Source organism: Mucilaginibacter sp., from assembly GCF_028288225.1.
Lineage (GTDB): Bacteria > Bacteroidota > Bacteroidia > Sphingobacteriales > Sphingobacteriaceae > Mucilaginibacter.
Genome location: NZ_JAQBOC010000041.1, coordinates 35,266 through 57,999 on the forward strand (window position 1 = coordinate 35,266; position 22,734 = coordinate 57,999).

23 protein-coding genes are annotated in these 22,734 nt (G+C 40.1%); 17 read left to right on the forward strand and 6 right to left on the reverse strand.

What is annotated here, in order from left to right:
• Positions 1-36: 36 nt before the first annotated feature.
• Positions 37-195, forward strand: a complete 159-nt coding sequence (locus tag JWQ54_RS12510; RefSeq protein WP_299585149.1) for a hypothetical protein — start codon at positions 37-39, stop codon at positions 193-195.
• 40 nt (positions 196-235) lie between these two features.
• Here the strand turns inward: JWQ54_RS12510 and JWQ54_RS12515 are convergent, their stop codons facing one another.
• Positions 236-1,345 carry a hypothetical protein gene (locus tag JWQ54_RS12515; protein ID WP_299585151.1) on the reverse strand — a complete coding sequence of 370 codons (1,110 nt, stop codon included), beginning with the start codon at positions 1,343-1,345 and terminating at the stop codon, positions 236-238.
• Positions 1,346-1,681: 336 nt separating this feature from the next.
• On the opposite strand from JWQ54_RS12515, the gene nuoH reads away from it, so the two are divergent.
• From nuoH to JWQ54_RS12565, 10 genes are all read left to right on the forward strand, one after another.
• Entirely contained in the window at positions 1,682-2,752 is a 1,071-nt protein-coding gene (gene nuoH / locus JWQ54_RS12520; protein ID WP_299585153.1) for an NADH-quinone oxidoreductase subunit NuoH, read from the forward strand.
• A 75-nt stretch (positions 2,753-2,827) separates the two neighbouring features.
• Positions 2,828-3,412 carry an NADH-quinone oxidoreductase subunit I gene (locus JWQ54_RS12525; protein ID WP_299585155.1) on the forward strand — a complete coding sequence of 195 codons (585 nt, stop codon included), beginning with the start codon at positions 2,828-2,830 and terminating at the stop codon, positions 3,410-3,412.
• Positions 3,409-3,957: an NADH-quinone oxidoreductase subunit J gene (locus tag JWQ54_RS12530; RefSeq protein WP_299585157.1), complete on the forward strand. Its 549-nt coding sequence runs from the start codon at positions 3,409-3,411 to the stop codon at positions 3,955-3,957. The genes JWQ54_RS12525 and JWQ54_RS12530 overlap by 4 nt, the downstream gene beginning before the upstream one ends.
• Positions 3,954-4,259 (forward strand): NADH-quinone oxidoreductase subunit NuoK, encoded by a 306-nt coding sequence (gene nuoK / locus JWQ54_RS12535; protein ID WP_299585159.1) that lies wholly within the window; start codon positions 3,954-3,956, stop codon positions 4,257-4,259. Before JWQ54_RS12530 ends, nuoK begins: the two co-directional genes overlap by 4 nt.
• A 143-nt stretch (positions 4,260-4,402) precedes the next feature.
• Positions 4,403-6,466, forward strand: coding sequence for an NADH-quinone oxidoreductase subunit L (gene nuoL, locus JWQ54_RS12540; protein ID WP_299585161.1), 2,064 nt, complete (start codon positions 4,403-4,405; stop codon positions 6,464-6,466).
• A gap of 121 nt (positions 6,467-6,587) precedes the next feature.
• Positions 6,588-8,192, forward strand: a complete 1,605-nt coding sequence (locus tag JWQ54_RS12545; RefSeq protein ID WP_299585163.1) for a NuoM family protein — start codon at positions 6,588-6,590, stop codon at positions 8,190-8,192.
• A gap of 13 nt (positions 8,193-8,205) precedes the next feature.
• Positions 8,206-9,717, forward strand: coding sequence for an NADH-quinone oxidoreductase subunit N (locus JWQ54_RS12550; protein ID WP_299585165.1), 1,512 nt, complete (start codon positions 8,206-8,208; stop codon positions 9,715-9,717).
• A 488-nt stretch (positions 9,718-10,205) separates the two neighbouring features.
• A complete protein-coding gene (locus JWQ54_RS12555) occupies positions 10,206-11,513 on the forward strand; it encodes an ammonium transporter (RefSeq protein WP_299585167.1) in 1,308 nt (435 codons plus the stop codon).
• 204 nt (positions 11,514-11,717) lie between these two features.
• Positions 11,718-13,049: an L-lysine 6-transaminase gene (gene lat / locus JWQ54_RS12560; protein ID WP_299585169.1), complete on the forward strand. Its 1,332-nt coding sequence runs from the start codon at positions 11,718-11,720 to the stop codon at positions 13,047-13,049.
• Between the two features lie 210 nt (positions 13,050-13,259).
• Positions 13,260-13,703 (forward strand): hypothetical protein, encoded by a 444-nt coding sequence (locus tag JWQ54_RS12565; RefSeq protein ID WP_299585171.1) that lies wholly within the window; start codon positions 13,260-13,262, stop codon positions 13,701-13,703.
• Positions 13,704-13,783: 80 nt separating this feature from the next.
• Here JWQ54_RS12565 and bshB1 read toward each other — a convergent pair whose 3' ends face one another.
• From bshB1 to JWQ54_RS12580, 3 genes are read right to left on the reverse strand one after another with little or no spacing between them, the layout of a single operon-like run.
• On the reverse strand, positions 13,784-14,509 hold the full coding sequence (bshB1, locus tag JWQ54_RS12570; RefSeq protein ID WP_299585173.1) for a bacillithiol biosynthesis deacetylase BshB1: 726 nt from the start codon (positions 14,507-14,509) through the stop codon (positions 13,784-13,786).
• Between the two features lie 12 nt (positions 14,510-14,521).
• Complete coding sequence (locus JWQ54_RS12575) at positions 14,522-15,022, reverse strand: glutathione peroxidase (protein ID WP_299585175.1); 501 nt, start codon at positions 15,020-15,022, stop codon at positions 14,522-14,524.
• Positions 15,023-15,024: 2 nt separating this feature from the next.
• Positions 15,025-15,639 (reverse strand): DUF4294 domain-containing protein, encoded by a 615-nt coding sequence (locus JWQ54_RS12580; RefSeq protein WP_299585177.1) that lies wholly within the window; start codon positions 15,637-15,639, stop codon positions 15,025-15,027.
• 114 nt (positions 15,640-15,753) lie between these two features.
• Between JWQ54_RS12580 and JWQ54_RS12585 the strand changes: the two genes are divergently transcribed.
• From JWQ54_RS12585 to JWQ54_RS12610, 6 genes are all read left to right on the forward strand, one after another.
• The gene (locus JWQ54_RS12585) at positions 15,754-17,976 is read left to right on the forward strand and encodes a bifunctional (p)ppGpp synthetase/guanosine-3',5'-bis(diphosphate) 3'-pyrophosphohydrolase (protein WP_299585179.1); all 2,223 of its coding nucleotides are present in this window, start codon (positions 15,754-15,756) and stop codon (positions 17,974-17,976) included.
• A gap of 118 nt (positions 17,977-18,094) precedes the next feature.
• Positions 18,095-18,565, forward strand: a complete 471-nt coding sequence (locus JWQ54_RS12590) for a Fur family transcriptional regulator (protein ID WP_299585181.1) — start codon at positions 18,095-18,097, stop codon at positions 18,563-18,565.
• 109 nt (positions 18,566-18,674) lie between these two features.
• Complete coding sequence (locus JWQ54_RS12595; protein ID WP_299585183.1) at positions 18,675-19,952, forward strand: adenylosuccinate synthase; 1,278 nt, start codon at positions 18,675-18,677, stop codon at positions 19,950-19,952.
• Between the two features lie 74 nt (positions 19,953-20,026).
• Complete coding sequence (locus JWQ54_RS12600; protein ID WP_299585185.1) at positions 20,027-21,301, forward strand: anthranilate synthase component I family protein; 1,275 nt, start codon at positions 20,027-20,029, stop codon at positions 21,299-21,301.
• Positions 21,302-21,375: 74 nt separating this feature from the next.
• Entirely contained in the window at positions 21,376-21,615 is a 240-nt protein-coding gene (locus tag JWQ54_RS12605) for a hypothetical protein (protein WP_299585187.1), read from the forward strand.
• Positions 21,597-21,977 (forward strand): type II toxin-antitoxin system VapC family toxin, encoded by a 381-nt coding sequence (locus tag JWQ54_RS12610; RefSeq protein ID WP_299585189.1) that lies wholly within the window; start codon positions 21,597-21,599, stop codon positions 21,975-21,977. The genes JWQ54_RS12605 and JWQ54_RS12610 overlap by 19 nt, the downstream gene beginning before the upstream one ends.
• Positions 21,978-22,001: 24 nt before the next feature.
• Here JWQ54_RS12610 and JWQ54_RS12615 read toward each other — a convergent pair whose 3' ends face one another.
• Both JWQ54_RS12615 and JWQ54_RS12620 read right to left on the reverse strand, forming a co-directional pair.
• Complete coding sequence (locus tag JWQ54_RS12615; RefSeq protein WP_299585191.1) at positions 22,002-22,355, reverse strand: DUF2071 domain-containing protein; 354 nt, start codon at positions 22,353-22,355, stop codon at positions 22,002-22,004.
• Positions 22,303-22,731: a DUF2071 domain-containing protein gene (locus JWQ54_RS12620; RefSeq protein WP_299585193.1), complete on the reverse strand. Its 429-nt coding sequence runs from the start codon at positions 22,729-22,731 to the stop codon at positions 22,303-22,305. The genes JWQ54_RS12615 and JWQ54_RS12620 overlap by 53 nt, the downstream gene beginning before the upstream one ends.
• Positions 22,732-22,734 lie beyond the last annotated feature (3 nt).

Sequence of the window (22,734 nt, forward strand, 5' to 3'; positions counted from 1 at the left end):
TTAGATTGATTTGGTTAAAAGCGAGGTCTTTAAGCAATGAGTAGCAAAAAAATAAAAGAGTTTGACACAGTCAAAACATTCAGAGAGATTAAAGATAATATTTCAAAAGATATTGAAGGTATGACTTTTGAGCAATTGCAGGCATATTTAAATAAAACAAGATTACACCCCCGTAACCGGTTGATTCCAAAATGAATTGTAATCAACTTTGTTTTTTGGCATACTGTTTTATCCTTTAATAAAAATAAAAGCTCAACCGGGCATCAGGATATTTTTTCTCCAGTTTTTTCTGAATTATTTTATAGATCCGCATTTCCGGGTTTGGGATAGCATTGGTTTCGGTTATAGCCCAGGTCTGCAGCTCAATAAACGCTTGCCCATTGCAAATTCTATAACGCCTCCTTTTGTAAAACGCCTGCAGCTGTCTGCATTTGCTGGTATCCTTAATACAAATTATCATTTTAGGGGCTTTGCCCGAGTACATGCTTGATGATAAAAAGCCATCCCAATAGCCAACAAAGTGAAGGGCCGGCAAAATGCCCCAAACAACAAATATCAATTTATTCCAGCCCTGAAAAATAAACTTAGGGGCAATTACGCGTTCTTGTTTCTTTATAAAAATGAGGTATAAATACACTATCATAACCATATTCCATGGCCATACAATTGCGTTGTAGCTTAAGCCTAACGGGCCCAACAATAAAAGGATAAACAGGTGCATTAAAATTAAAGCTATTGCGGCTATTTTTTTTGTTTTTGAAAATACTAAGCCTGCACCTGCAATTAACTCAAGCAAGCCCGCCAGGCAGCCGGCGTAATATAAATAATGCCACCCGGCAATATTTGAAGGAATTTTAAGAAAAGATTTAAGTATAATCTGGAACCAGATGGTTTGCAAAAAGCTTCCATTTAGCTTTCCTAAACCGCTGTAAAAGTAAGTAAATGCCAAAATGAATGTAAAAGAGGCAATAACAAGCTTCGGCTTATTTGCATTTACAAGGAAAATGAAAATGATAAATATGCATTGATATTCGTACGGCTGCCACCTATTTTGATCAAGAAGACAAGAGAAGATCTCGACTGCCAATAAACCAACCATGGTGAATTTGTTTTTAGAGAAAAACAAAAGCACCACGATACATAAAAGTGAGAGTACCAATAAAATGACATGTATTACCGGGGGCACCCGATCAAAACTTTCAAAAACCGGAGCGGTTGGAAATAACCTGTAGGTGGTCCACATCCTCCATCCCATTAATTTAACTATCAGCCAAAATATACAGGCTATTTTAAATAGCAGGGCATTTATTTCTTCATTCTGAAAGTGTGGTTTTGTCCTGGTCATTGTATAAAGAGATAAATTTAACCTGTTTTACGCAATTCGCATCATCAGGATAAAAAGTAAAATAATAACGGCTAAACGAAATTTAATATTGAATAATGGAACTCCGTGTTTCTCTGTGCTTTCTTTGAGTGTTCCGTGGTTGAAAATAAACCACAGAGTTCGCGAAGGAGGCGCGAAGGTCACAGAGACCAACATTATTTTGAGTGTGCTTTAGATTTAAGCCTTTGATACGGCCTTTTTTTAATTATCAACTAACTCTATCAACTTAATCAACTATTCAACTGAATCTACCTCAATCAACTAAAATTTACTAAGTTTGCAGCTAAAGTAAAAAGGTTGAATTTTTATATCACATATTTTATTATTGCGATAGGACTGTTTGGTTTTTCGGCTTTATTTGCGCTGTTTGGTGTTTATGCCGAGCGTAAAGTATCAGCCTTTATCCAGGACAGGCTCGGTCCTACAGAAACGGGCAAATATGGCTCGCTGCAGACCTTTGCCGACATATTGAAAATGCTGCAAAAGGAGCTGATAACCCCGGCAGCGGCTGATAAACTTCTTTTTATTTTAGCACCTGCCATTATTTTTATTGCGGTTTACCTGGGTTTTGCTGCCCTGCCATGGGGGCCTGGTTTAGTGCCGGCTAAGCTGAATTTAGGCTTGTACTATATTTTTGCAATTATATCTATCGAAACCCTGGGCATTTTAATGGCCGGATGGGGATCAAATAATAAATATTCCATACTGGGGGCAATGCGCTCGGCTGCGCAGATCATTTCATATGAGATCCCTGCCGGCTTTGCAATTATATCAGTAGTGATGATCGCGCAAACGTTAAACCTGCAGGATATTTCATCACAGCAAGGCATTCTCTCAACCGAGACCATAAAATTTTCCGGCTTTTGGGATGTGACCGCCACGGGCGGCTTTTTTGCCTGGAACATTTTCCGTGCACCGCATTTGCTCATCGCTTTTGTTATTTATTTTATAGCCTCGCTTGCCGAAAGCAACCGTGCGCCATTTGATATCCCCGAAGCGGAATCTGAACTGGTTGCAGGTTTCCATACCGAGTACACCGGTTTAAGATTTGCCCTGGTTTTTTTGGCAGAATATTCCATGATGTTTTTGGTATCGATGGTGGGGGTGATATTGTTTTTAGGAGCCTGGAACACACCGTTGCCAAATATTGGCCCTGTACACCTGGCTACCTGGACTACCGGCGCTGCCTGGGGTATTTTATGGATAATTATTAAAACGCTAACTTTAGTAGGTATACAGATGTGGATAAGGTGGACATTGCCCCGTTTCAGGGTTGATCAGCTGATGGCATTGTGCTGGAAGGTATTAACGCCGCTTGCTTTTGCCTGTATGCTGATATCGGGAGTGTGGAGATTGTGGCTGATGTGATTTCGGATTTCGGATGTTCGATTTCGAATTTTAAAATCAAAAAATCATGTGCCAAATAAACGGATTAATGAACTAATGAACAATATAATAAAAGGTATTACAACTACATTAAAGGGATTATCCATCACCTTAGGGCATCTTTTTGCTTCTCATAAAAAAAGGGAACTGCTGCCTGCAAGTGATAATAATTACTTTAAGCAGCTGGAGGGTACCAATACCATACAATACCCGCATCAAAAGCTGCCTATTCCCGAAGTTGGGCGTTATCAGCTTGATGTGGAGATGGATGATTGTATTGTGTGCGACCTTTGCGCCAAGGTTTGCCCGGTTGATTGTATCGATATTGAATCTATTAAGGCAACCGAGGCTATCGGCCAAACATCAGATGGTACCACAAAAAGGCTTTATGCTGCCAAATTTGATATTGATATGGCCAAATGCATGTATTGCGGCCTGTGTACAATTGTTTGCCCAACTGAGTGCATTGTAATGACCAATCAATATGATAAAACAGTTTTTCAGCTGAGCGACCTTACCTATCAATTCTCAGACATGTCGCCGGAAATGGCTGCAGAAAAAAGAAAGGAATTTGATTTACAGCAGGCCGAAAGGCAGGCAGCGAAATTAGCAGCTATGCAGAAAAAGGAGGGCGGCGCATGAGCCTGATGCAGGTTTTATTTTATATGATGGCGTTTATAGCAGTTGCTTCGGCGTTGTTTGTGGCGGGTACCAGGAACCTGGTACGCTCTATTTTTATGTTTTTTATAACCCTGTTTGCATTAGCAGGTTTATATGTCCTGGCATTGGCGGATTTTGTTGCGATAACACAGATAGTGATTTATGTAGGCGGCATCCTGGTGCTCATCCTGTTCGCTTTTATGCTCTCGGGCAAAGAAACACTAAACGCAACAGGCAGGCAAAGCGATAAGTTCATCAGCATAAATAAACTGCCCGCACTGTTGTTATCCGGTCTGTTTTTGATCGTGTTGCTGAATATGATCTTTAAAATTGACGCCAATAATTTGGAATGGATAAAGAAATCAGCCATCACAAAAAATATGATCCTGCCCAATTCATCCATGACAGAGAACGTCGGCATAAACCTTATGACAAAGTATTTGCTGCCTTTTGAAGCCATCTCTGTTTTATTGATGATAGCCTTAATAGGCGCGGCACATTTATCAAGAAAGGGGCGGGGAGCATGATCTCACTAACCGATTTTTTGATAGTAAGCGCGGTGCTGTTTTGTGTGGGTTTGTATATGATAGTATCTAAACAAAACGCCATCCAGATCTTGATTGGTATTGAGCTGATGCTTAATGCAGCCATACTAAACCTGGTAGCTTTTGGTAAATACGACCGCTTTAACAACGGCGGACAAATGTTTGCCCTGTTTGCCATAGTGCTTGCAGCCGCAACAACTGCCGTAGCGCTGGCCATTATTTTAAATGTGTACAAGCAGTATAAAACAATTGATCCGGGTAAGATTGATAAATTGGGAGATTGATACACGTAGAGACGCAATACTTTGCGTCTCATGCTTTGCGTCTCATGCAGGATGTTAATTTTGAAAAAATAATAAATCTACAAGGATTTAAAAACACAAATCAGAGACACAAAGTATTGTGTCTCTACGGAAAATAATATAAATTGGATAACTTTCTACAAGCCATAGACACCCTTACCATAAAATTCACCCTCGCGGCAGTGTTGCTGCCACTGCTTGCCTTTATAATTAATTTAGCTATCCCCGGTAAAAACAATAAAATAACCGGCTGGATCTCTACTACGGCAATATTAGCAAGTACTGTTTTATCGGTGTTTGTGTTTTCAAGAATTTGGAACGGTCACCAGGTTCATCAGTTGTTGCCCTGGTTTATTATTGGTGATACCAAAATATATGCGGGCATTTTACTGAATAACCTTTCGGTGTTAATGCTGCTGCTGGTTAACCTGATTGCCCTGCCGGTTCATCTCTACTCTACTGCTTATATGAGGAATGACGAGGGCTATAATCGTTATTTCGCTTACTTAAGCTTGTTTTGTTTCAGTATGCTGGCATTGGTTGTAGCAGATAACCTTGTGCTGTTCTATATTTTTTGGGAGCTGGTTGGCTTTTCATCTTACCTGCTTATCGGTTTTTGGTTTACACGATATAAGGCTGTGCTGGCTAACAAAAAAGCTTTTATTATGAACCGGGTAGGGGATATAGGTTTGCTGACCGCTATTATTATCCTGTTTACGCAGTTCCATACTTTTGATATAGATACGCTTTTTGCAGGAACAAAAGCTATTGCCCAACCAATTATCAAAAGTGGTTTGTGGATGGGCTTATCAGGCAATATGCCTTCCATTTGGCAATACATCGCTTGCGGAGGCATCTTTTTAGCTGTAGCTGCAAAATCCGCACAATTCCCGCTCCATACCTGGCTGCCTGATGCAATGGAAGGGCCAACTTCTATATCAGCATTGATCCATGCGGCTACTATGGTGGCTGCGGGTGTGTTTTTATTGGGCAGGGTTTATCCAATGTTTAACGATACGGAGTTAACCATCCTTGCTGTAATAGGCTGCTTTACCGCTTTTATGGCGGCAACCATCGCGCTTACGCAAAACGATTTGAAACGCATCCTGGCATATTCGACCATATCACAACTGGGTTATATGATAATGGCTATGGGGATAGGCGCTTATTCATCATCGCTGTTTCACCTGGTTACGCATGCTTTTTTTAAATGTTTGTTGTTTTTGGTGGCCGGGATAGTGATCCATCAGATGGCACATATCAGGGATGATAACGAACTCAATATCGACCCGCAAAGTATTTTAAATATGGGCGGACTGCGCAAAAAAATGCCGCTTACTTTTATTACAGCCTTAATTGGCGGGTTGGCGCTTATCGGCTTGCCATTTACATCAGGCTATCTATCAAAAGATGGCATTTTGATCCAGGCATTTCAATGGACGGAGGGGAAAAGTGCCATCTATGTGCTTATCCCGGCATTTGCACTGCTTACTACCTGGCTCACTGCTTTTTATGTAACCCGGCTAATTGTAAAAGTGTTTTTTGGCGATCTAAGATTATTAGAAACCTACCCTGCTGCTAAATTGCATATAAAGGATGGCGGATGGCAATATACGGTACCCCTAATAATATTGGCTGTTGGCAGCTTGTTTCCCTTTTTCTCGTTAAACCCGTTGTCGTATGAGCAATCGTGGTTATTTAAAGCGCTGTCACCAGTTGGTAGCACTGTACAAGGAAGCGTATTTCATGTTATTGTTCCGGTGGGTATAAACATTTTAAGCGTATTGGTTATTTATGGCGCTTATATAATTTATGCCCGGCTAAAGGTAAATCCATTTTCACCAGCCGGGGCATTATGGCGCTTATCATTTAACGAATGGTATTTTGATAGATTTTATAATAAGTACATTGTAAAACCTATAATGGCCCTATGCCGTGGTGTTTTCCGGTTTGACAGAAGGGTTATCGATACCTTTATCCACGCAATTGCATATACGGGCATGGCATTGGCAAAACTTGCTGCCTGGACAGATCAGTATATAATTGATGGCTTTTTATATTTGGTAACAGGTATAGTTAAAGCCATTGGTAACTTTGCACGCAGGTTCCAGGCTGGTAAGGTGCAGTATTATTTATACAGCATGCTGGTTGTTATTTTGGTTATATTCCTTTTAAAAACATTGATATGAGTATAGGTGAAAGGTTAAAGGTGAAAGGCGAAAGGTTAGTGATTTGTACAATTATCGCTGGTTTTAAGGTTTCTGTCTTTTTTCTTGATTCTTGCTTCCTGGCTCTTAATTCTTCTATCTCATGAACATCCTAACCCTCCTCATATTTACGCCTATCCTGTTTGGACTTATAATTGCGCTGCTGCCTTCGGCATGGCGAAGCAGTTTTAAGTTTATAACCCTGCTGGCTACGCTGGTACAACTGGGCATGAGTATCTGGATCTATTGCAACTTTAAAACAGGCGTATCATTTGCAGGGATTAACCACGAGAGCCAGTTTCAGTTTTTGCAAAAGCTGCCCTGGATCAACCTCGACCTGGGCACATTGGGTAAAATGCAGATCGATTATTTTGTGGGGATCGATGGCCTTTCCATAACGCTGCTGGTAATGACCTCCTTTGTGCTGGTTATTGCAGCCCTGGCATCATGGGAGATAAAAAGCAATTTAAAAGGATTTTTTGTGCTGTTCCTGATACTGGATATGGCCGTAATAGGTGTTTTCTGCTCACTTGATTTCTTCCTGTTCTATATTTTTTATGAGCTGATGCTGTTGCCGCTATATTTTCTGATAGGGATGTGGGGCGGCGCAAGGCGCGAGTATGCAGCTATAAAATTCTTCCTTTACACCTTGTTCGGCTCAGTATTTATGCTGCTGGTTATGATAGGCCTTTACCTGTCGGTTACAGACCCTGCAACAGGTAATCATACATTCAACATCATCCAGATGATGAACCCGGCAAATTATCAGGCCGGCTCAGTATTTTCGGTTTTAAGCCATCAAACTGTTTTTGGTATGCCGGCCCGTACCGTAGGTTTTGTAATATTATTTATCGCCTTCGCTATTAAAGTACCCGTTGTGCCCTTGCATACCTGGCTGCCCGATGCCCACGTTGAAGCGCCAACACCTGTTTCAATTATCCTGGCGGGGGTCTTATTAAAAGTAGGCGGATATGGCATCATTAGGATCTGCGTAGGCATCTTCCCTGAGATTGCGCATGCCAATACTTACTGGCTTGGTTTGCTGGGTGTAATATCCATAATATACGGCGCACTAAACGCCCTGGCCCAGCAGGACCTGAAAAGGCTGATCGCATATTCGTCCGTATCGCACATGGGGTTTGTTTTGCTGGGGATAGCCTCGTTAACAACCGAAGGGTTAAGCGGTGCGGTAATGCAAATGGTTAGTCACGGGTTTTTATCAACCATGCTGTTCTTTTTGGCAGGTGTTATTTACAATAGGGTACATGACCGGGGCATTACTCATTTCCGCGGACTTGCCACTATTATGCCAAAATATACTGCCTTTGTAATGGTTGCTTTTTTTGCCTCATTGGGTTTGCCTGGCTTCTCGGCATTTATAGGCGAGGCATTCGCGCTTACCGGGGCATTTAAATCAGCATCGGTAAATGGCGCATTGCCCTACTGGATGGCTATATGCGGTTCGATTGGGATCCTGTTAGGAGCCGCCTATTTTTTATGGACCCTGCAGCGCATGTTCTTCGGTCCGGTAAATTTAAAAGGCGGCTCGGTATGGAAAACAGCCCTGACCGATCTTAACTTTCACGAAAAAATAACATTACTGCCACTGGCGCTTTTGGTATTAGTTTTAGGATTAATGCCATCGCTAGTGTTTGATAAGATCAATGATTCGGTAGTTACATTTATACAGTTCTTACAGCTAAAATAAATATCTGTGTTTTATGCACGATCTGATACCATTTATACCAGGCTCTGTTTCTACTGTTTTAGGCAGCATTCCTTATTTTTTGCCCGAAATTTATTTAACCATATTATTTATACTGGTATTGGTAACAGACCTGCTGTTTGGCCGCAACTCTGAAAAATTATGCAGGATAATTGCCTGTGCCGGAATTTTGCTGGTGATCCATAAGGATTACCAGCAAATTCAGCTGTTATTTGTAAGCGGACGTGTAAACGGCATGTTTTTGTTCGATGAAATGCTGCTGCTTAACCGCATAGCTATCAATTTTAAATTTATTATTGATGCGCTGGCATTTATCCTGTTACTTTATTTTGAGTGGGACAACCGCTTAAAGGCCCATCGCAAAGGGCTGTCTGATCTGTATTCTGTAGTTATAGGGTCGGTATTAGGCTTGCACCTTATGGTTATGGCAGTAAACCTGCTATCTATTTACCTGGCTATTGAGATGGTATCCATTGCTTCCTACCTGATGGTAGCCTACCGCTCTGAAAATGCAACCAGCACCGAGGCTGGATTAAAATACGTATTGTTTGGGGCAGCATCCTCCGCATTGATGCTGTACGGGATCTCGCTGCTATATGGCTTTAGCGGCTCGCTCAACTTATTTACCGGTAACTTACTCCCGGGATTGATTCAGGCTAACCCGCTGGCAGTTTCATTTGCTTTGGTATTGGTGCTGATAGGAATAGGATTCAAATTATCATTTGTACCTGTTCATTTTTGGGTGCCCGATGTATATGAGGGTGCATCAACCCCGGTAACGGCATGGCTGTCAACTTTGCCAAAAATTGCAGCTTTTGCATTGCTCATCAACTTTTTAAGGCCTTTTATCTTTTATACAAAATGGAATGCCTTTGATTTTAGGCTGATTTTAAGCATAGCAGGCGTTATCACCATGATAGCCGGGAATTTTGCCGCCGTACTTCAGCGCAATGTTAAAAGAATGCTGGCTTACTCAAGTATTGGGCATACCGGGTTTGCGTTAATGGCAATTGCAACCTATACGTCCGCAGGTATATCTGCTTTAACGTATTATTTGGCGGTATATGGCATAGCTAATATTGGCGCTCTGGCGCTGGCCACCTATTTTGCCAATGCTTTGGATGCTGATGACCTGGATAGCTATAAGGGCCTTGGTCATAAATATCCGGCAGCCTCCATTTGCTTTGTTATAGTGCTAATATCATTAACCGGGTTGCCGGTAAGCGCAGGGTTCGCCGGGAAGGTGCTGGTGTTTTCAGCAGTATATGGTGTTTACCAGCAGGGTCATAATATTTGGTTGTTAATATTGATGATAACCGGTGCCTTAACAACAGTAGTATCGCTGTTTTACTATATAAAAATCCCTCTGAATTTATTCCTGAAAAGAACTGAATTTGTTAAAAATACACTTGTTAAATCTCGAAATGTTATCATTTTGTGTGTAATTATATCATTTTTGGTGATTTTACTAGGGATATGGCCAGGTTTGCTATTCAGAATCCTTTAAAACTTATTTTTTCATATATTTTTGAATTGAAACTATATTTTTTATTTGTTTTTATTCAAATAATATGCTACTTTCAACAACTTTTTCATGGGTACCTAAAGGCGATATGGAAAGTTAATACCGTTTATATTTTAGACTAAATCCTTTTACAGACCTATATTATGACGAGCCTGGTTTCCAATGACCGGGCTTTCTTTTTTATAAGCTTTTTTATTTTTCCCTAAATGGTAGTGGAATTTTTATAAAAATACACCCAATAAACATTGTCAAAAATTAATTTCCGGCTTTATAATAGTTTCAAATTATCAATCTGTTATTAATTAAAGGTTTTTTTAATATCGATGTATTAAAATTATAATTTTTGACATGTAAATATATAAAAATGTTAAATTTTACCCCACTTCTTTAAATATTTAACTTTTTTGTCATTTTTACAGCCATATAAACCTGCTTTCGACCTTTTATTTTTATTGATATTTAAAAACTGCATGAAAAGATATTTTCCATTCGCGCTTATCCTGTTTATTTTAGTTTTAACATTTATTTTTCCTTCAATAGATTTTAAAAAAGGCCCTGATCCTCATTTTAATACCGGCGATATTGCCTGGATGTTGATGTCAACAGCATTAGTTTTGATCATGACACCCGGCTTAGCCTTCTTTTATGGTGGAATGGTTAATAAAAAGAATGTGATCTCTACCATGCTGCAAAGTATAGTATGTATGGTTATTATAACCGTAATGTGGGGCATATTTGGTTTTAGCCTTGCCTTTGGCGATAGTATTGGCGGATTTATAGGTAACCCGTCTACATTTTTTATGATGAAGGGCATGCTGGGCAATGCAACCTGGAAATTAGCTCCAACTATACCCTTACTGCTGTTTGCAATGTACCAGCTTAAGTTTGCTATTATTACACCTGCGCTTATTACCGGCGCATTTGCCGAGCGCATCCGCTTTAACTCGTATATTATATTCCTGGTACTGTTTACTATTTTTATATTCTCGCCGCTGGCGCATATAACCTGGCACCCCGACGGTATTTTGAGTAAATTAGGCGTGCTTGATTTTGCCGGGGGAACGGTTGTGCACATGTCGGCCGGATGGGCGGCTTTAGCTTCGGCCTTATATTTAAAACGAAGAAATGAGGCAAACCATTCGCCTGCGCGTATAACTTACGTAATGATAGGTACCGGATTGCTGTGGTTCGGCTGGTTTGGTTTTAACGCCGGCTCTGCTTTTGGTGCAAACCATTTAGCGGTTATTGCATTGGCTACCAGTACAACTGCATCTGCCGCAGGCGGCATAACCTGGATCTTTTTTGATATGCTGCGCGGTAAAAAACCATCGGCAATGGGTACTTGTATTGGGGCTGTAGTAGGCCTTGTAGCTATTACACCTGCGGCCGGATACGTAACCGTTCCGCATTCACTGGCCATAGGTATTATATCGGCCGTTATCAGTAACCTGGTTGTTGAGTGGCGCACACGTACAAAAATTGATGATACGCTTGATGTATTCCCTTGTCATGGCGTTGGTGGTATGGTGGGTATGCTGCTTACCGGTGTATTTGCCAATCAAAAAGTAAATGCAGCAAATGCAACAGGCGATGGCTTGTTTTTCGGCCATACACACTTATTTTTTGTACAACTGATTGCCCTGGTGGGTGTGTCGGTTTTTGCCTTTTTTGGCTCCCTGCTGTTACTGAAAATTACAGATATGATCTCACCTTTACGGGTATCTGCAGCTGAAGAGGAGGTTGGCCTTGATATTAGTCAGCATGGTGAAAGGTTGTAAATAGTTTGCAATCTGCACGAAGAAATAAGCAGTTTATAAGACACAATTTTTGCATCCGGGCATTAAGGCTCTACAAACCAAAATCAACTTTGGTACAAAAAGTAACTTTAAATTGTTTAAAGTTACTTTTTGGCGTATCGGTTCAAAAACCGCTTAATTTTTGTTTTTGAGCGGTTTTCAGTAAATTTGTACAAACCAAATTATATGTACAATCTGCTGATTTCTCCCCAAAATGTACAGGCTTCATTACAGAAGCATGTATTAGCCGATGGCTTCGACCTGACTTTTGATATGGAAAAAAGTAAGGGTGTTTATATTTACGATGCTAAGTATGACCGGACATTGCTTGATTTTTTTACCTGCTTTGCATCTGTGCCTTTGGGCTATAATCACCCCAAAATGGTGAACGATGAAACGTTTAAGAAAAACCTGATGCTGGCGGCATTAACCAATCCGTCAAACTCTGATATATATACCACCCAATACGCCCAGTTTGTTGAAACATTTGACCGTGTAGGCATCCCTGAATATCTTCCACACGCATTTTTTATAGCAGGAGGCTCGCTGGCTATTGAGAACGCGCTAAAAACTGCAATGGATTGGAAGGTTCAAAAAAACTTTGCAAAAGGTTATACAAAAGAATTGGGTTTTAAGGTGATCCATTTTGAAAATGCTTTTCATGGTCGTTCAGGATATACACTAAGTCTTACCAATACACAGCCGGTTAAAACCAAATGGTTCGCCAGGTTTGACTGGCCCCGGGTCTCACTCCCCAAAATTAACTTTCCATATAGCGACAGCAATCACGAGGACTTGTTAAGGCGCGAGGAATTATCCTTAGCACAAATAAAGAAAGCTTTTGAAGAAAATAAGGATGATGTATGTGCTATCATCATTGAGCCTATTCAGTCGGAAGGGGGCGATAACCACGTACGGAAAGAGTTTTTAGAAAACCTAAGGCAGTTGGCCGACGAAAATGAGGCAATGCTGATATATGATGAGGTACAAACAGGTGTAGGCCTTACCGGCAAATTTTGGTGCCATGAGCACTTTGGCGAAAATGCCCGCCCGGATATACTGGCCTTTGGTAAAAAGATGCAGGTATGCGGCATATTAGCCGGCAGAAAAGTAGATGAAATTGAAAACAATGTATTTAATGTTTCATCGCGCATAAATTCAACCTGGGGTGGCAGTTTGGTTGATATGGTGCGATCGGCAAAAATTATGGAAATTATTGCGGAGGATAACCTTTGTGAAAACGCTGCAGAAATGGGTGATTATTTGCAAAACAGTTTAAAAAATATTTCTGAAAAGTATCCGATTATTAGCAATGTTCGCGGAAAAGGCTTGTTAACAGCATTTGATTTTCCAGACAAAGCCACAAGAGATGAGTTCATTAGCAAAGGAATGGAGCAAAATGTAATGTTCCTTGGCTGCGGTGAACAAAGCATCCGTTTTAGGCCTGCACTTATTATTGAGAAAAATCATATTGATAATGGCATGGAAATACTTAAAAAAATATGCTCCGGATTGTAACTTTATTGTAAAACAATTGATACAGAAACCTGATTTTAATGAAAATTAGCCATATTTCCTGTAATTACTGCAATAAAATATTTTACCCGCGTTAGTTAAATATTAAAGGGTTAAAATTTACTATTTTTTTACCAATATTGGCAATATTCTATGTTATTATGCTGGTAAAATTTAGATGCGAAGTTAATAAGTAACAGGCTAATAAGTATCATGAGTAAACACATCGAAAAATTAAAAAAGCAACTGGTGGAAATTTCCGAAGTTGTTAATTCGTTCCAGTCAGAGGCTGTACAGGTTAGAGTTGTTGACCGTTTATTAGACGTGATGATTGAGTTTGAGAAAGCGGAGGCTGAGCCAGCCGATATTTTCAGCAAGCGGAACTATAAGCCAAGAGGAGAGAACGGAGAAAGTTATCCTCACCCGAGAGGAGTTAAAAAACCAGGAGCAACCAAGGTTTTAAATCAATTATTGTCGACTGATTTTTTTAGCACTCGGCATTCAATATCATCAATAGCTGATTATTGCAAAGAAAACTTCGATTCAGATTTTAAAACCTCTGAACTATCAGGGATACTTTTAAAGCTTGCTAACGAACATAAGCTTAGAAGAGAGAGAAGCGATGAGAATAACCGGTTTGAGTATGTCAAAGCGTAGCTTTGAGTCCGAAAGTCCGAAAGCTGTATGTTTTATGCAATATCATCTTTCGGACTTTTCCGACTTTACGGACTTTCGGACTACCGCAAATCAAACAAACTATCTACTCCTAAGATCTTTCGCGAGGTAAAGCCTTCGGCATACTTAACATTAATGCTTTTTCCAAACTCACGGGCACGGGCTTCAACAACCTGGATAAAATCAGGCGACGAGATATAGGTTTGTGGTTCATCTGCTGCCCAATCAGGATTAAAGAATTGTGAACCAAATGCTTGAATGCTTTCGACCTTTTTATCCCAAAAATCGGTAACATCAACCAAAATGTCCGGCCTTATATAATTATCCTGTATAAAATGCAATACCTGTTTAGGGCGCCAGGCTGTTTGTAATTCTCCATTAAAATAACTTTCTATTTTCCTTAATCCGGCTAAAAATGCGGAATCTTCCACCAGCTTATTGGCACGCCCGTGGTCCGGGTGCCTGTCGTGGCAGGCATTAGTAATTAAAATTTCAGGCTGATATTTGCGGATAACTTCAATTATTTTTAACTGGTACTCTTTTGTGTTTTCAAAAAAGCCATCAGGGATCCCTATATTTTCTCTTATGGATAAACCAAGGATGCGGCCTGATTCAGCAGCTTCCTTATCCCTTATTTCGGCTGAACCCCTTGTACCCAGTTCGCCGCGGGTAAGATCAACAATGCCGGTTTTTTTGCCTAGCGCATTATGTTTTAATATAGTACCGGCACAGCCGAGTTCGGCATCGTCCGGGTGAACAGATAAAACTAAAATATCTAATTTAAGCATAACAAAATTTGATTATTTACCAGGTGCCAGTAAGCGCGCAATTCGCTTCCTGATCTTCGAAGAGGTTGGTTTGGTAAACGGATAAAAGAAATCGGTAACCAGGCCCGATTTATTGATTAAAAACTTATGAAAATTCCATCTTGGTACAGAGCTAAGTTTACCATTGCCCTTTTTATCGGCAAAAAACTTATATAAAGGATGCGCATATGGCCCTCTCACCCTTATTTTATCGAATACAGGATAGTTAACCCCCTGGGTTTCGCAAAATGCCGAAATGGCCTGGCCTTCAAGGGGTTCCTGACCTCCAAAATCATTCGAAGGAAAAGCAAGGATCTCAAAATCGCTTCCGGAAAAATCTTTTTTTAACGCAGCCAATTCTTTTAACTGGGGGGTAAAACCACATTGAGAAGCGGTATTAACTATTAAAAGAACTTTATCTTTATATTCAGATAAACTTAATTCCTCACCGTTTAATTGCTGGATATTAAACTGGTAAATACTGTTATCAGCCATTATTAATTGTTAGATGAAACGTAGCCCGCCTGATTCAGGATGGCTTCAATATCTTTTTGTTCGTCCGGGTCATAAGTTTCTTTTAAATCATGACCAAAGATCCGTGCTGCAGACTGGAGCAGAAAAGCTTTAAAACCACCTTTCAGCTCTCTTACCATAGCATAGCTTGTATTCCCTGTTTCGCGGTCGATCAGCTTAATTAAAACTTCCCCCTGACTTATTGTCAGGTCTTTGATCTCGCTTTTAAATAAGCCTTTTATTTCAGATTCGCATGTATTAATTAATTCTTTTTGCTTGTGCCTGTCGCCCGTTAAGGCAAGGTCGCGCTGGAGCTGGCGGTATCTTTGGCCCGCAAAGCGTGCGTAAGGCAATACTTTCAATACATTGTAACGTAAACGCCTGTAATTATCCAGGTCGGCCTGGCTTTTAAAAATGCGGGTATCCGTAATCCTTATGTCGGCTAATACTATCCAAGGGATCAATTTACCACTGTCAATAGTGAGGTAAGTTTTGATGGTATCATTTTTGCCAAGAATTATTGGTGCAACCGGTTGTGTTTGGGCTTCAACAGTTCCCATTAGCCAACAAAACAGCAACAATAAGCCAATAAATTTCATAATTTTACGTAGTGCAAAAATAACGCATTTTTTTTGGGTAATTAATATAACCCGCAATTATAATTTTTATTGCAAGTTTATGATATTTAGCGTAATAAACAAGAAAGTGATATAATGAAAGACTTAGTGATAGACCTGGAAGCCGAGAAGAATGAGATCTTAAAAAGATATCGCGCATTGTTGCGTGCCTCAAAATCAACCCTGCAGAAGGGCGATAAGCGGATGATCCGCAAGGCATTTGAAATGGCGCTGGAGAGTCATAAGGATATGCGGCGTAAATCTGGCGAGCCTTATATCTACCATCCTATAGCTGTTGCCCAAATAGCTGCCGAAGAAATTGGCTTGGGTACAACTTCAATAGTATGCGCTTTGCTGCATGATGTTGTGGAGGATACCAACATGACCCTTGATGATATTGAAAGGGAATTTGGTAAAAAGGTAGCCATGATAATTGATGGCTTGACAAAAATATCAGGCGTTTTTGATACCAACAGCTCTTTACAGGCCGAAAACTTCCGTAAAATGCTGCTTACCCTTGCCGATGACGTAAGGGTGATATTAATAAAACTGGCCGACCGTTTGCACAATATGCGGACAATGGAGTTTATGCCGCGCGATAAGCAGCTTAAGCTTTCATCAGAAACTGTTTACCTGTACGCCCCACTGGCGCATCGCCTGGGTTTATATGCCGTAAAATCTGAGTTGGAAGATCTTTCTATGAAATACATGGAAAGGGAAACTTACCAGTTTATTAAAAATAAGCTGAACGAGAAGAAGGCCGAAAGGGAAAAATTTATCAGGGATTTTATTGAACCGGTAAAGAAGGTACTGGAAGGGCAGGATCTGCATGCTGATTTATTCGGCAGGCCAAAGTCTATCCATTCTATCTGGAATAAAATGAAGAAAAAGTCTATTCCCTTTGAGGAGGTTTATGATCTTTTTGCTATCAGGATAATTTTAGATAGCACCCCCGAGAGCGAAAAGGCCGATTGCTGGAAAGCATATTCTATAGTAACTGATCTATATAGGCCGAACCCCGACAGGCTTCGCGACTGGATCTCATCACCCAAAGCAAACGGCTACGAATCATTGCATACTACGGTAATGGGCCCGCGCGGGCAGTGGGTTGAGGTGCAGATAAGAACCAAACGGATGAACGAAATTGCTGAGAAAGGTTTTGCTGCGCATTGGAAATATAAAGAATCATCAACCGATAGCGGGCTTGATCAGTGGGTGCAAAAGGTGAGGGATATGCTTAAAAACCCCGACTCTAACGCGCTTGACTTTTTGGATGATTTTAAAATGAACCTCTTCTCTGACGAGATCTTCATTTTTACGCCTAAAGGTGCATTGATCCAGCTCCCGTTAAATGCGACAGCACTCGATTTTGCTTTTGAGATCCATACTGATGTTGGTGCAAGCTGTATCGGTGCCAAGGTTAATCATAAACTGGTTCCGCTAAGTCATAAGCTGCAAAATGGCGACCAGGTAGAAGTTATTACATCGAGCAAGCAAACCCCCAAGGAGGATTGGCTGAATATTGTTGTTACTGCAAAAGCTAAGGCTAAGATAAAATCGGCTTTAAAAGAAGAAAAACGCAAAATAGCCGAAGACGGTAAAGAGATCCTGGAACGTAAGATGAAATCATTAAAGATCACTTACAATTCAGAGAACATACATAAGCTGAGCTATTTCTTTAAGCTGCCATCAACACAGGACCTTTTTTACAATATAGCCAAAGGCACTATTGATATGAAGGACCTTAAAGAATACCAGGCATCAGAAAAAATAATTGAAAATAAACCTCAGGACAGGATAGAGACAGAGCAGGTGCAAAGCCTGTTACGAAGCATAAAAGCCAAGGACAGCGATATGCTGTTGATTGGCGAGGATATGCAAAAGATAGATTATAAGCTGGCTAACTGCTGTAACCCTATCCCCGGCGATGATGTATTTGGCTTTGTTACTGTTAGCGATGGCATAAAGATCCACCGCACCAATTGCCCTAATGCAGCTAAGCTGATGGCTAATTATGGGTACCGCATTGTAAAAGCAAGGTGGACAAACCAGCAGGAGCTTGCATTTTTAACCGGGCTAAGAATAACAGGTATTGATGAAGTAGGGCTGATAAACCAGTTAACTACTGTAATATCAAAAGATTTTAAGGTAAATATCCGCTCAATTACTGTTGATAGTGACAATGGCATTTTTGAAGGATCAATTATGGTGTATGTAAATGATACAGACCATTTGGAAAACCTTATAAGAAAATTGAAAACCGTAAAAGGCATTACCGGGGTTAACAGGTTTGACTCTGTAATTGAAAAAGCATCTTGATGCTTAGTTGATTAAGTGAGTTGTTGATTGAGTTGATTAGTTTTTAGAACTTAATCAACCTAATAAACTTAATTAACTCCGAAACTAAATTCTTAACTTTGCCCTTTAATAAATAAACATGTCTCAACAGGAAACCATAGCAATGGTTAAAAAGATTTTCGAGGCTTACCTTGAAAATAAAAACCTTAGGAAAACCCCCGAGCGTTTTGCAATACTTGAGGAAATATACTCCAGGAGCGATCACTTTGATGTGGAATCATTATACATCCACATGAAAAATAAAAAGTATCGCGTTAGCCGGGCCACGGTTTATAATACTTTAGAGTTGCTGGTATCATGCGATTTGGTGACCAAACACCAGTTTGGCAAGAATATGGCCCAGTTCGAAAAATCATACGGTTATAAACAGCACGACCATATTATTTGTATTGACTGCGGTAAAGTGGTTGAGTTTTGCGATCCAAGGATCCAGCAGATCCAAAGTATGATGGGCGGCTTGCTGAAGTTTGAAATAAAACACCACTCATTAAACCTGTATGGTGACTGCGAAAAGTTACGTGCAGGTTTTTGTGATAGAAAAGCCCAGTAAAAAAGTTTTTAAATTTTATCATTATAATATACTTATGATGATACCTTTGGGGGGTTTGTTTATTCCGCAGAGCATTTGACGATTATTATAAAAAAGAAGTAAAAAATTAATGGCTGTTGACGTATTATTAGGCCTCCAGTGGGGCGATGAAGGTAAAGGAAAAATTGTTGATGTACTGAGCGCAGGTTATGACCTGATAGCGCGTTTCCAGGGTGGGCCTAATGCAGGCCATACACTTGAGTTTGATGGTAAAAAGTTTGTATTGAACACCATCCCTTCGGGCATATTTTTTGAAAATACTATGAACCTGATAGGTAATGGTGTTGTGATTGACCCTATCACCCTGAAAAAAGAAATTGATAAATTAAAAGACGCAGGTCATGATCTTTTGGCTAAAAAGAACTTGATGATAGCCAAAAAGGCGCACCTGATTTTACCAACCCACCAGTTGCTTGATGCCGCTTCTGAAAAGAAGATGGGTGATGGTAAAATAGGATCGACCTTAAAGGGGATTGGTCCGACTTATATGGATAAAACAGGCCGTAATGGCTTGCGTGTTGGTGATACTGCAATGCCTGATTTTAAAGAGCGCTATCAAAAATTGGTTGATAAGCATGTATCTATGCTGACCTCGTTATATGGCGAGGTGGCTGATTTTTCTGAACGTGAAAAAGCATTTTTTGAAGCTGTTGAGCTGATCAATAAATTTCAGCTGGTTGATTCGGAACATTTGGTGAATGATTATTTAAAGCAGGGCAAAAAGGTTTTGGCAGAAGGTGCACAAGGTACCATGCTTGATATTGATTTTGGCTCATATCCTTTTGTAACCTCATCAAATACAACTACGGCAGGCGCTTGTACCGGTCTTGGCATTGCTCCAAACAAAATAGGCGAGGTTATAGGGATTTTTAAAGCTTACTGCACACGTGTGGGAGGCGGTCCTTTCCCTACGGAGCTGGATAATGAAACAGGCGAAGAATTACGCAGGATAGGCCATGAGTTTGGTGCAACTACCGGCAGGCCGCGCCGCACAGGCTGGATTGACCTGCCCGCATTAAAATATGCCATTATGCTTAACGGCGTTACCCAAATGGTAATGACCAAAGCTGACGTATTGAGCGGTTTTGATAAGATCTATGCCTGCACTCATTATAACTATTTAGGCGAAAAGATAGATTATATGCCTTATGATATTTGCTGTGTAGAAGCATCGCCTGTTTTGAAGGAAATTGATGGCTGGAACGAAGACTTAACCAGCATAACAGAACTGTCGGAAATTCCTGCTAAACTACAATCATACATTGATTATTTAGAGAAAGAATTAGGCGTACCGATTAAATATTTATCAGTAGGGCCGGACAGGAAACAGACTTTGGTTTTGCACTGAACATTAAAATAATTTAATTAAACAGAGGCCCCGTTTAACGGGGCCTTTTGATTTTAGATAACTATTTTTGTACCGTGATTATACAGGTCGCAGATCGGGAGAGTTTTAAAAAGAAGGTCTTGCAATGGGCATCAGCTTTTGATGTTTGCTGTTACCTGGATTCAAATAATTTTACTGATCCTTACTCAAAATTTGATACTTTAATTGCTGCCGGCGTTAAGGCTGATATGGCAGCCAATACCGGTACTGCTTTTGAGCAACTGGAACAATTTCGTAAACAACACACAGGCTGGATGACCGGCTTTTTTACTTATGACCTGAAGAACGAAATTGAAAATTTAACTTCTGAAAACCCCGATCACCTGCGGTTTCCGGATCTGTATTTTTTTGTTCCGCAACATTTGATGATCATAAGGGGTAGTGAGGTTGAAATAATTGCTGATGATGCGCAAGATATTTTAAATGATATTGAGCAGCAGATACTTCATACAAATGGCCAGGCTTCCGTAGTAAATACTCAATCCCGTTTAAGTAAACAGCAATATTTAGATTCAGTTGAAAAAATAAAAGAACATATAAATCGGGGTGATATTTATGTAACCAATTTTTGCCAGGAGTTTTTTGCTGAAAATGCAGTTATCGACCCACTGGCTGTATTCTTAAAACTGAATGAAGTTTCTCCCAATCCCTTTTCTGCTTTTTTTAAGTGGAAAGATAATTATATCATTTGTGCCACACCAGAGCGTTTCCTAGCTAAGCGGGGCGATAAGCTAATATCGCAGCCAATAAAAGGAACAGCCAAAAGAGGGAGTACACTAGCCGAGGATGAACGGAACATCCGGGAATTAAGAACCCATAGCAAGGAGCTGCAGGAAAACGTTATGATAGTGGATCTTGTGCGAAATGATCTGACCCGGTCGGCTAAAGAGGGTTCAGTTAAGGCCGAAGAATTATATAGTATTTCCAGCTTCCGGCATGTACATCAAATGATCTCGACAGTTGTATGTGAGATAGCAGACAACGTAAGCCCCGTACAGGCCATTAAAAACACCTTTCCTATGGGCAGCATGACCGGCGCTCCCAAGATTAGCTCGATGCAGCTGATGGAAGAATATGAACAAAGCAGGAGAGGGGTTTATTCGGGTGCGATAGGTTATTTTAGTGCGGATGATGATTTTGATTTTAATGTGGTGATCCGCACACTGCTGTATAACCAGGATAATAAATACCTGTCATTCCATGCGGGCAGCGCCATTACCTACCATGCTGATGCAGAAAAGGAATATGAAGAGTGCTTACTTAAAGCGCAGGCAATATTGGAGGTGTTAGGGAATCTGACTTTAATCTAAAATTGTCTAATTCATTGGTTTTGTTTAATTTTACAATACCACAGAAACAAATTTGTTTCTGTTTGAAAATTTATATGGTACGAACAAGCATAACTCCTAAGCAAACAGATATTCATCTTTCTGTACCAATGAATTATGTTGGTAGAAAAATAGAAGTGCTAATTTATCCTGTTGATGAATTAACGGATGAATTGACAAATGAACTGCCTAAAAAAAAGCCATCTGATTTTGCAGGTACTCTTAGTAAAGAGGAAGGAGAAAAATTCCAAGAGTATTTGAAGCAAGCCCGAAACGAATGGGAAAGAAATTTCTGATAGATACTAATATCTTAATAGACTTTCAGACTAGAAATATACCTCAAAAAGGGTTTGAATATGTTGTACAAGCTATTGATGATTCTTTCAACGTTTCATTTATAAGCTATATTGAATTTGTTGGTTATAAAAATGTAACACTGGCTATGGAAAGCTTTATTGCATTAGCTGATGTAATTGAAATAAACAAAAACATCATTAACCAAACGGTTTTAATTCGCAAAACCCATCAGATTAAACTTCCTGATGCCATTATTGCTGCCACTGCAATTATATATGACCTTATTTTGGTAAGCCATAATAATAAGGATTTTAAAAATATTAAAAAGCTACATATAGTTGATCCATATAAGTTTGAGTAACTGGTATGGATTTAAGTATTATTCTTAATCACTCTCTTCTCCCCCAATCCTCACACTAATTGCTGACCCGTTTGCAAAGAAAGCTGAGTATGGTTTTTGGCTTAAAAACGAAAACGGCAAAAATTCTTCTCCATATAATTCAGTTATATCGGCATCAAAAACATACTCTTTAACCTTAGCTGTCTGCCATGATATATGCTCAACCTGGTACTCCATGGCTTTTGTATCGGTTAGCCTGTTATACCCCCAATAATGTTCACAAATAAACTCCTCGGGGCTTCCTGGCGGTATATCTTCAAATTGATTGCTTACTGTAGCGCCCAGTTTATTCCAGCGACCCTTTAGCTTCCACGTAGGAGAATTCAGTATGATCAGCACCTACAGGAATCTGTGAGTGCCGCATGGGCAGCACACGGTAATGCTCTTTATATAAATTGTTTGCTATAAGTACAATAATGCCTTTGGGGACGATCTCGCTTATAAAAACAGCGCCACGTTTCCATTCATTACCATCAAAATGCTTTACATAAAAACGCAGGTTAACTTCTTCAAAATTTATATGGAACGGCCATTTTATGCCGATAACCTTTGTATCATTAAACATAAAACCAACCATACTTACTAATGCTTTTCCCTGCCAAAGATCAAGCTCTGTTGATGGGGGAAGATAAGGTGTCAGGATGGCCGGATCAACTTCATAATTCAGCATCAGCAGGTTGTTCCACAGTGCTTCTAAAAATTTACGTTTGCCCATAAA